The sequence below is a fragment of the uncultured Nostoc sp. genome, assembly GCF_964245445.1.
GTDB lineage: Bacteria > Cyanobacteriota > Cyanobacteriia > Cyanobacteriales > Nostocaceae > Nostoc.
Map to the genome: position 1 here is coordinate 1 of NZ_CAXTNE010000328.1, position 8,050 is coordinate 8,050.

Below are 8,050 nucleotides of genomic sequence, written 5' to 3' on the forward strand. Positions count from 1 at the left end.
GTTGTTAGCGATCGCTGGTTTTTGATCCTACCTCACCAAATCGCGTTGCTCCCATTCTCCTTCTCCTCAACCGATAATTCCGTCAAATCCTGTTGTTATACCAACAGCGCCACCAACAGAATCCAAACAGTCAGAATCCAAACAGTCAGATCCTTCTGCTGTAGTAGTACCGACACTGGACAAGCAAAATTCACCGACTGATACTCAACCCCAGAATGATCAGAAATCTCAGGAAAAGCTACAAGATGACAATAATTAGTCAATTTTAAATTTTTTATTCAATCTAAAATCCAAAATTCGCAATCTAAATTGAACGCTTCTTGCTAATACAAAAACATCTTTTTGCATGTTATTTTATCTTTAGCTAAATTCCTTATTTACTCTTTTGACTTTTCCCATTATTTGAAAAACCTCTCTCTAAATCTCTCCTTTGAGGATAGATACTTTGAATTTTTGCCCTTAAAGGTAGGGAAGAGGTTAAGTTTTTAGTGGACTTTTCCACATTAACTGAATTGTCAGATTTACTTTTATGTACAACAACCTCCCCCTTTTTATTAATCTTCACCGGATTTTTGGGAAAAGCTTGATTATTCAAAGAACGCATAAGTTTCACAGTCCGAAAATACCGATCAATTTGGGGGATTCCCTGCCCATTCATCCGCACGGGGATAATTTTACTTGATACCAAATTTCCCGCCGAGTTAAGTTTAACTTCTAAAATCATAGAATCACCTGTCTGGGCATTTGTAGATAAAGTTCGATATCCCAGAAAGTTACCTAAAGAATAGACGATGATTTTTCCCTTATAAATTTCCATTGCTCTCGGAACATGAGGCCCATGTCCTAATACTAAATCTGCTCCTGCATCAATCATGTTTCGAGCAAACTTGATCGAATTACCTCGATTTTCTCCATAAAAAAACTCTGTCTGATTCTTAACATATAGTGCCCCCGTTCCTTCGGCTCCAGCGTGCATCGATACTATTACAATGTTGGCCTTATTTCTCGCTTTGGCTACAAGTGCTTGGGCTGCTCCTAAATTATGGATGGAATTATACATTTCATAAGGAGAAAACCCGATCATTGCCACAGGGATATTGTTAGCTTCCAGATAAAGAATTTGATTTTTATGACCTAATGTTGCAATGCCCACAGCCTCAAGATTTTTCTTTGTATCTTTGAACCCTACCGAACCGAAATCCATTGCATGGTTATTCGCCATATTAAACACATTAAAACCAGCCTCAGCAAATAGTTGAGCATATCCAGGTGGGGAGCGAAACGCAAAGACTTGTCCTCGACTAATATCTTTGGCAGTGTAGGGATAATTAGTTAAGCTACTTTCAAAGTTACCAAACAAGATATCAGATCCTTGCAAGTGAGTTCTCACTGATTTTGGTAATAATTGATCTCGAAACCGAGGTAATCTATAGTTAGGGAAATTAGTGCCGGGAATAATATCTCCAACAGCTTTGATAGTAATAGTCTTTTGAAAGGTTTGTCCTTCTGTTGTTGATGGCGTAACAGGGATAGCTAATGGTAATGATACAGATTCAGTAGGTGTAGTAGCAGCATTTAATCGCTGTGATTGCCCAAGCCGGATAACGACTCCTATACTAATACCTAGATATAAACAGACACTGATAAAAATAAATGAGGACACTTTCCTCATGCTGCGATTTGCCATCGTTCACTCCTCACACAATGGCATTAGTGTATCCCAAAAATCTGTGTCGTAAGTGTATATTTTAATGTAGCTGGAAAATATTTTACTAAGTAAATATAGAAATATAATCTCGTTTCACTTGCAAATAATTATACCTGCCAGCTATCAAGGCAAACAACATCTGTTTGTCCAGTTCTTTTGGAATCAGCTTTTTAGAAGGTAACTTTCACGATACTGAGGAGAATAGAAAAATTTTAAAATATACGACTCACAGAAGAATCATGGAAGCTGATAATTATCAGCAGATACAGCAAATACTTGGGCTAGAAGATGACTTACTAGCACGAATATCAAGTAGTTATGTTGATTAAAATCACACACGAATAGTGATTTTAGTTACGTATATCGTTGTAATACAATAATACTACGTTTCAAGTATAAATGCTAGTAAACAAAATGTATAGTAATAAACTAGCTATAACTCGTTACATAATTCTTTTGACGAGAAAATCAAAATATTCATTATTATTTATAGCATTTTTATCTTTTTGTATATTATTGCTGCTGGCATTAATTCATAGTACATTCAATATAAATATTGTTAGTACCATAGTAAGATTAACTTTGTTTTTTTCAGAGTTTTTATTGGATATATTTTTACATTTAAAGAATCAAAATAGACTTCAACACAAACTTAAATTAGTACCAATGAGCAATTCCTTAACCATCCAGCAGCGAGCCTTGTAATTGCTGCGTTAGGAGATTGGCAAAAGACTAAGGGAGCATAAGCATAAGATTGTACTTCTATTGAAGGTAAAAGGGTGTCTGTACCCAATAGATACCAGTAAGATTTAATCAACCTGTACAAGGCTAAAAATCATTTAAGTGAAGTGATAGACCTATTGGGAATGATATAATAACTAGCCTTTAAAATTTGTGAAGCGTTAAAGCGGGGGAATAATAACCCCCTTTTTTTATGTGTTCTGTAGTTGTTGTCTAAAGTTATTCAACACTTATTGAATAACTTTAGACAACATAAGAATAAGTGAAGGCATAGGTAATGATAACTAACAATCAACTATACTTATGACCCAAATTTAGTTATATAACTTAAACCAATTAAACCAATTAAACCAGATAGCTTAAAGCTTAAACAATTGAAATGCTTACAGAATAAGGAAAAACGGAGAGGGGGGGATTCGAACCCCCGTTGGGTTTCCCCAAAACGCATTTCGAGTGCGTCACCATGAACCGCTCGGACACCTCTCCAGCTATATCATTCACACATTTGAGTATTCAAATGCCGTGAAGTAAGGGAAATTTTACCATATTCCCTATACTACTATAACATTATCGCTTTATCTACGTAACGGAATGCTTCGGGAACGCCAACGCCCAAGCCCAAAATATTTCCCTCCATCGTGGTTGCTCCAATTATCCAGCGAGTCAATGACATCCAGATATGTCCTATCTGTTTGGCGATTTACTATTATCTATTCATCAGGTTAACCAAGATGGCCCTTGAAACAAACACCCAACCTGATGCAGGTAAGTCTTCTGTAGAAATTTTAGAACAGTTAGAAAATCCTCAATAGCCAATGACTATTAGGCGTTTTGTATTCTTCAGTTTCCACTTTTTAATTGGTTCCACTGCGGGTGCTTTTTTTATCCAGATTGTTATGTATAAATCATTGCTAGCAAAATTAAAGCCGCAATTATAATTTCTTAGTATTTATATAATTACATAATTATTCGATGTAATATAAGCATATTTTCTACATTCTACCTTGTACTTTTTTATTAAAATTCTTATTTACAATATTACATAAAATGTCTTATTAATATCTCTTGACATGGGAGATTTTAGTGATTAATATGTCAATCAATCCGGATTTGATTAACTTCTTCGGAAAATCTCTGTAAATAAATCCAACACGATCCTCACAGCACTGCATGAAAATACGTTCGCTCTTACTGAGTCTTACAAGTATTCTTTTACTATCGTCCCCAGTAAAAGCAAATCCCAATACTAATCAGGTTGGCAACATAAATCACTGGAGTGCGAATCAATCTAATTTACAACTACCAAAACTTAAATTTATTCCTCCGGTTCCTTTAACCGATCCTGTCAACCCAATAAATACTTCTAAATTTACTGGTATAGTTCCTCTAGGACGCGAGATATCAGAACTAAAAACTCCTATTAAAGCATTAATGGCTCGCTATAGATTCCTTACTCCCGGAATCTTTTTTATGGATTTACAAACAGGGGATTATTTTAGTGTTAATGGTGATAAAGCTTTTTCTGCTGCTAGCACAATTAAGTATCCGATTTTGATTGCCTTATTTCAGGAAGTAGATGCAGGGAGAATCAAACTAGGCGAAACTTTGGTGATGCGACGGAAGCATGTCACTGGCGGTTCTGGAGATATGCAGTATCAACGAGTAGGAACTAAGCTTAGTCTCTTGCAAACTGCAACTAAGATGATGACTATTAGCGATAACACTGCTACAAATATGATTATCGACCGTTTAGGCGGTGCAGCTAAACTAAATCAAAAGTTTCGCCGTTGGGGATTGCAAAGTACTGTGATTCACAATATGTTAGGAGACTTTAAAGGAACTAATAAAACTAGTGCAAAAGACTTGGTACGACTGTCAGCTTTGGTTACAAATAATCAGTTGATTTCTGATACAGGTCAATCCCAAGTTTTAGGTATTATGATTCGTTGTCACAATAAAAGTTTGCTTCCATCTGGCTTAGGTTATGGTGCAAATATTGCTCATAAAACAGGTACTCTGCGGTTTGTATTAGGCGATGCGGGTATTATTGAAACGCCATCAGGTAAGCGTTATTTAGCAGGAATTTTTGTGCGTAGACCGAATAATGACATTAGAGCTAGGGATTTTATTCGTCAAGTTTCTCGGGTGATGTATGGCTACTTCGAGCAGCCAAAAGTCAGTCATCTACCTTGAAGCAATTCTGAATTCTTTTTTATTCAAAGCTGTGATGCCGAATAGCCCATTGTAGACATTGCTTCTCTAACTGCCAAGGTATTATGTAGTCGAATATTGTGCAGCATACAGCTTGAGGTTTTGCATGAAAGTAGCAGTCTTCAGTACAAAAGTCTACGATCGGAAGTTTTTATCAACTGCAAATTCTCTTACCCAACACGAATTAGTCTTTTTTGAACCTCGTTTAAATCGGGATACAGCTATCCTCGCCGCCGGATTTCCGGCGGTTTGCGTATTTGTGCATGACCAGGTTGACGCGCCAACTTTAGAACTTCTCGCTTCACGGGGAACTCGGCTGGTTGTGCTGCGCTGTGCAGGGTTTAACAATGTAGACTTACAAGCCGCAGCAGAATTAGGAATTACCGTTGTGCGCGTTCCCGCCTATTCACCCTATGGGGTAGCAGAACATGCTGTGGGATTGATTTTAAGCTTGAATCGGAAAATTCATCGAGCTTATAACCGTGTCCGAGAAGGCAATTTTTCTCTAGATGGACTGTTGGGATTTAATTTGCATGAGCGCACAGTGGGGATTGTCGGCACCGGCAAAATCGGTCTGATTTTAGGAAAGATTATGAAGGGGTTTGGCTGTCACATACTCGCCTATGACGTTTATCGCAATCCCGAATTGGAGGCGCTAGGTGGAAAGTATGTAGAGCTACCTGAGCTATTTGCTAACTCGGATATTATCTCCCTACATTGCCCCCTGACTACCGAAACGCATCACTTGATTAACGCTGAGGCTATAGAACAGATTAAGGCAGGCGTGATGCTAATTAATACTAGCCGAGGAGCGCTGATTGATACCCAAGCAGTGATTGAGGGATTGAAGTCTGGCAAGATTGGCTATCTAGGTGTAGATGTCTACGAACAAGAATCGGAATTGTTCTTTGAGGATTTATCTGGTGCAATTATTCAAGATGATATTTTCCAGCGTCTGACGACGTTCCCCAATGTACTCATTACAGGACATCAAGCCTTTTTTACAGCAGAAGCTCTCCACAATATTGCAGAAACAACTTTTGCTAATATTGCTGATGTTGAACAGGGTCGTTCTTGTCCAAATGAAATTCGCGCTCAAGTGTCAGCTTAGGTAATAGTTGGCGATCGCTAATCAGCTGTTCAACTTGAAATTGCATATACTGGGCGGGCAGGATGCCCACCCTACAAAAGTTATATATAATCAGGCAGTTGAGCAAATCGCTAATATTGTGCGACGTGAAGCTTACATCATGGCATACAACGATTGCTTCTACGTGATTGGCTTTGCACTCTTGCTCACTGGGCTGGCTCTGTTATTCTGCAAAAAAGTTAAGGCAACTAATGCAGCAGCCCATTAGAACTTTTACTCCGAACGATAAGCAACGCGGAGACTTTGGACTAAAATCACTAGAGATGCGATCGCCATTAACCCGCCCCAAAACCAGTAAGGTAAAAGCAAATATCGCTGCATTTGCGCTGTATCAGAAAGTTCAAGGGGGCCAGCAGAACTACTAAATAAATAATCAAGTTGATGGTAAGTACTCACACAAGCTTGTACACCCAGAAATTGAATCGCAAACCCCTGTGCCCAGCGAGGGGCTCTCAGGGCGATACCCAAGATTATGAAACCCAGCAAGGGAATTGCCACCAATCCAAACCAGGAACGTACCCAAATTAATGTGGAAAATAGCAAAAAACTTCCTAATATTTTTAAACAGAGGGTTGCTGATCTAAAACTGCGGGAAGCTAGAATCAAACCTGCACCGCCAAGAGGCGGCCCCATTGGGCCTGCGGCTGCGACAATTGCCGGGCCAATTGGCCCCAATGCCGACTGGATGCCATAGGTTGCGACACCGGAACCATTGCTAAAAATCTGTAATTTTTGAAACTGTCCCCCTAATAGGAGTGCCATTAAGCCGTGACCCATTTCATGAAACCAAGTTGCCAGGATCGTAAATGGGTATAAGATATAATCCCCTCCTGGTACTTGCCATAGTAAAGCAGTTGCGATCGCTGCTGCAATTAGCCAGGTTAGCCCCATGCGTTCAACAACTGGCGGGGCTTCTCTGGTAAGCAAGGGGTCAAAATTTTTGCTTGGTTCTTTCATAGGTCATTCAATTTTGGATTTTAGATTTTAGATTTTCCCTTCAATCCAAAATCTAAAATTGGTAGTGTATTTTCATCCATCCTAGTGTAATTATTAAGGTAATGGAGTTGCTGATCAATGCAACAATTCGCACATCAAAGCGACGGCTATGGGGCTATCAAGAACAACATAGTTATCCGTCGCTTGTTTGATGCGGTTCATTTGTTTCTCCTCCAAAGGAATGCCGGAGGATAGCCAGAAAATGCCTAGACTGATGTCACAATTGATAGAGAATCAGTTAAGCAAGTTGAAAAAGGAATGTCATTAAGTCTCCTTTTCCCAAGCTGATGCGATCGCCTGGTCGCAAGCGATGACGATTTCCTGGTAAAAGTGGCAAATTATTAATGTAAGTGCCATTGGAACTTCCTACATCCTCTATATAATGAGCATCTCCCTCAACGCGAATATCTGCATGAATCCGCGAGACAATTTCTGAATTGGAAAATCCTGAAACATCTATATCTGGGGGAATCCGGTCATTGGGCTTGCCGATATGAATCACAGAGAGATTTTGCGGTAATTCAATTAAGCGATCGCTTTGAACGTGGATTAACCGCGCTGTAACCTGCTGCAATTGTGTTCTGGCAACAGTTGCAGTTGGTGCTGGTGCGGCTGGCTCCTGTACTTCGGCTTCAAGGGCTGGCGCTGGTTCTAACGGTGGTGGAGTAGGAATACTTTGTCCAGAGACTACCGGTTGAGCTGCGATCGTTGGCGCTGCTTCTGGAGGGCTGCTTTTTGCCACAGGTATCTCTGGCGGAGCGACTGGGGGAGCTGCCACCTCCGTTGCTGGTAAAGATGAGACGGGGGGATGGGAGTTAGTAGAACCACCTATTCCCAAAGCATCTGGTTGTAAAAGTTCTAATAGGGGATCGGGTGGAACTAACGGCGGTACTTCCACAGGAACATCGGGAGTAACTGTTACAACTGCCGAATTATGAACGTGTGGAACTCCTGCGGAGTGAAGGTTATAGCCACACTGACCGCAGAATGCAGCATCTGCCTGCACAGTTGCCCCACAACTGGGACAGTTAGTAGTCGCAGGTAACGGTGTATAGCAAGCTTCACACTGGACAGCGCCATCAGGGTTGGGATGATTGCAATTAGGGCAGACGATCATCGATATTTAGCCTTTGTTCAAGATCATCATAAATATAGGTAGGACTGGCAAGCAGAGGGCGGCCCTAGCTTTAGATTCTAGCAATTACTGCTGATGGAACCATTAATTGGATACGGGGAAAGGGAGC

The 8,050-nt window shown here is 40.1% G+C and carries 8 protein-coding genes and 1 tRNA gene; 5 read left to right on the plus strand and 4 right to left on the minus strand.

Annotated features, from left to right (window positions below):
* On the plus strand, positions 1–201 hold a 201-nt coding region (locus ACFE90_RS33475; protein ID WP_375506606.1), incomplete at its 5' end, for a hypothetical protein.
* Between the two features lie 172 nt (positions 202–373).
* Here ACFE90_RS33475 and ACFE90_RS33480 read toward each other — a convergent pair.
* On the minus strand, positions 374–1,687 hold the full coding sequence (locus tag ACFE90_RS33480; RefSeq protein WP_375506607.1) for a CapA family protein: 1,314 nt from the start codon (positions 1,685–1,687) through the stop codon (positions 374–376).
* A gap of 164 nt (positions 1,688–1,851) precedes the next feature.
* Here ACFE90_RS33480 and ACFE90_RS33485 point away from each other — a divergent pair, with 164 nt between their 5' ends.
* The gene (locus ACFE90_RS33485; RefSeq protein ID WP_375506608.1) at positions 1,852–2,037 is read left to right on the plus strand and encodes a hypothetical protein; all 186 of its coding nucleotides are present in this window, start codon (positions 1,852–1,854) and stop codon (positions 2,035–2,037) included.
* Positions 2,038–2,850: 813 nt separating this feature from the next.
* Here ACFE90_RS33485 and ACFE90_RS33490 read toward each other — a convergent pair.
* Positions 2,851–2,935, minus strand: a tRNA-Ser gene (locus ACFE90_RS33490).
* Between the two features lie 684 nt (positions 2,936–3,619).
* Here ACFE90_RS33490 and ACFE90_RS33495 point away from each other — a divergent pair.
* The 3 genes from ACFE90_RS33495 (at position 3,620) to ACFE90_RS33505 (ending at position 6,018) form a co-directional block, all read left to right on the plus strand.
* Complete coding sequence (locus tag ACFE90_RS33495; protein WP_375506609.1) at positions 3,620–4,642, plus strand: serine hydrolase; 1,023 nt, start codon at positions 3,620–3,622, stop codon at positions 4,640–4,642.
* A gap of 124 nt (positions 4,643–4,766) precedes the next feature.
* Positions 4,767–5,771, plus strand: coding sequence for a 2-hydroxyacid dehydrogenase (locus ACFE90_RS33500; RefSeq protein WP_375506610.1), 1,005 nt, complete (start codon positions 4,767–4,769; stop codon positions 5,769–5,771).
* A 34-nt stretch (positions 5,772–5,805) separates the two neighbouring features.
* Positions 5,806–6,018, plus strand: a complete 213-nt coding sequence (locus ACFE90_RS33505) for a hypothetical protein (RefSeq protein WP_375506611.1) — start codon at positions 5,806–5,808, stop codon at positions 6,016–6,018.
* Between the two features lie 5 nt (positions 6,019–6,023).
* On the opposite strand, the gene ACFE90_RS33510 is transcribed toward ACFE90_RS33505, so the two are convergent.
* On the minus strand, positions 6,024–6,767 hold the full coding sequence (locus ACFE90_RS33510) for a M50 family metallopeptidase (RefSeq protein WP_375506612.1): 744 nt from the start codon (positions 6,765–6,767) through the stop codon (positions 6,024–6,026).
* 277 nt (positions 6,768–7,044) lie between these two features.
* Positions 7,045–7,923, minus strand: coding sequence for an FHA domain-containing protein (locus ACFE90_RS33515; RefSeq protein ID WP_375506613.1), 879 nt, complete (start codon positions 7,921–7,923; stop codon positions 7,045–7,047).
* Between the last annotated feature and the right edge of the window lie 127 nt (positions 7,924–8,050).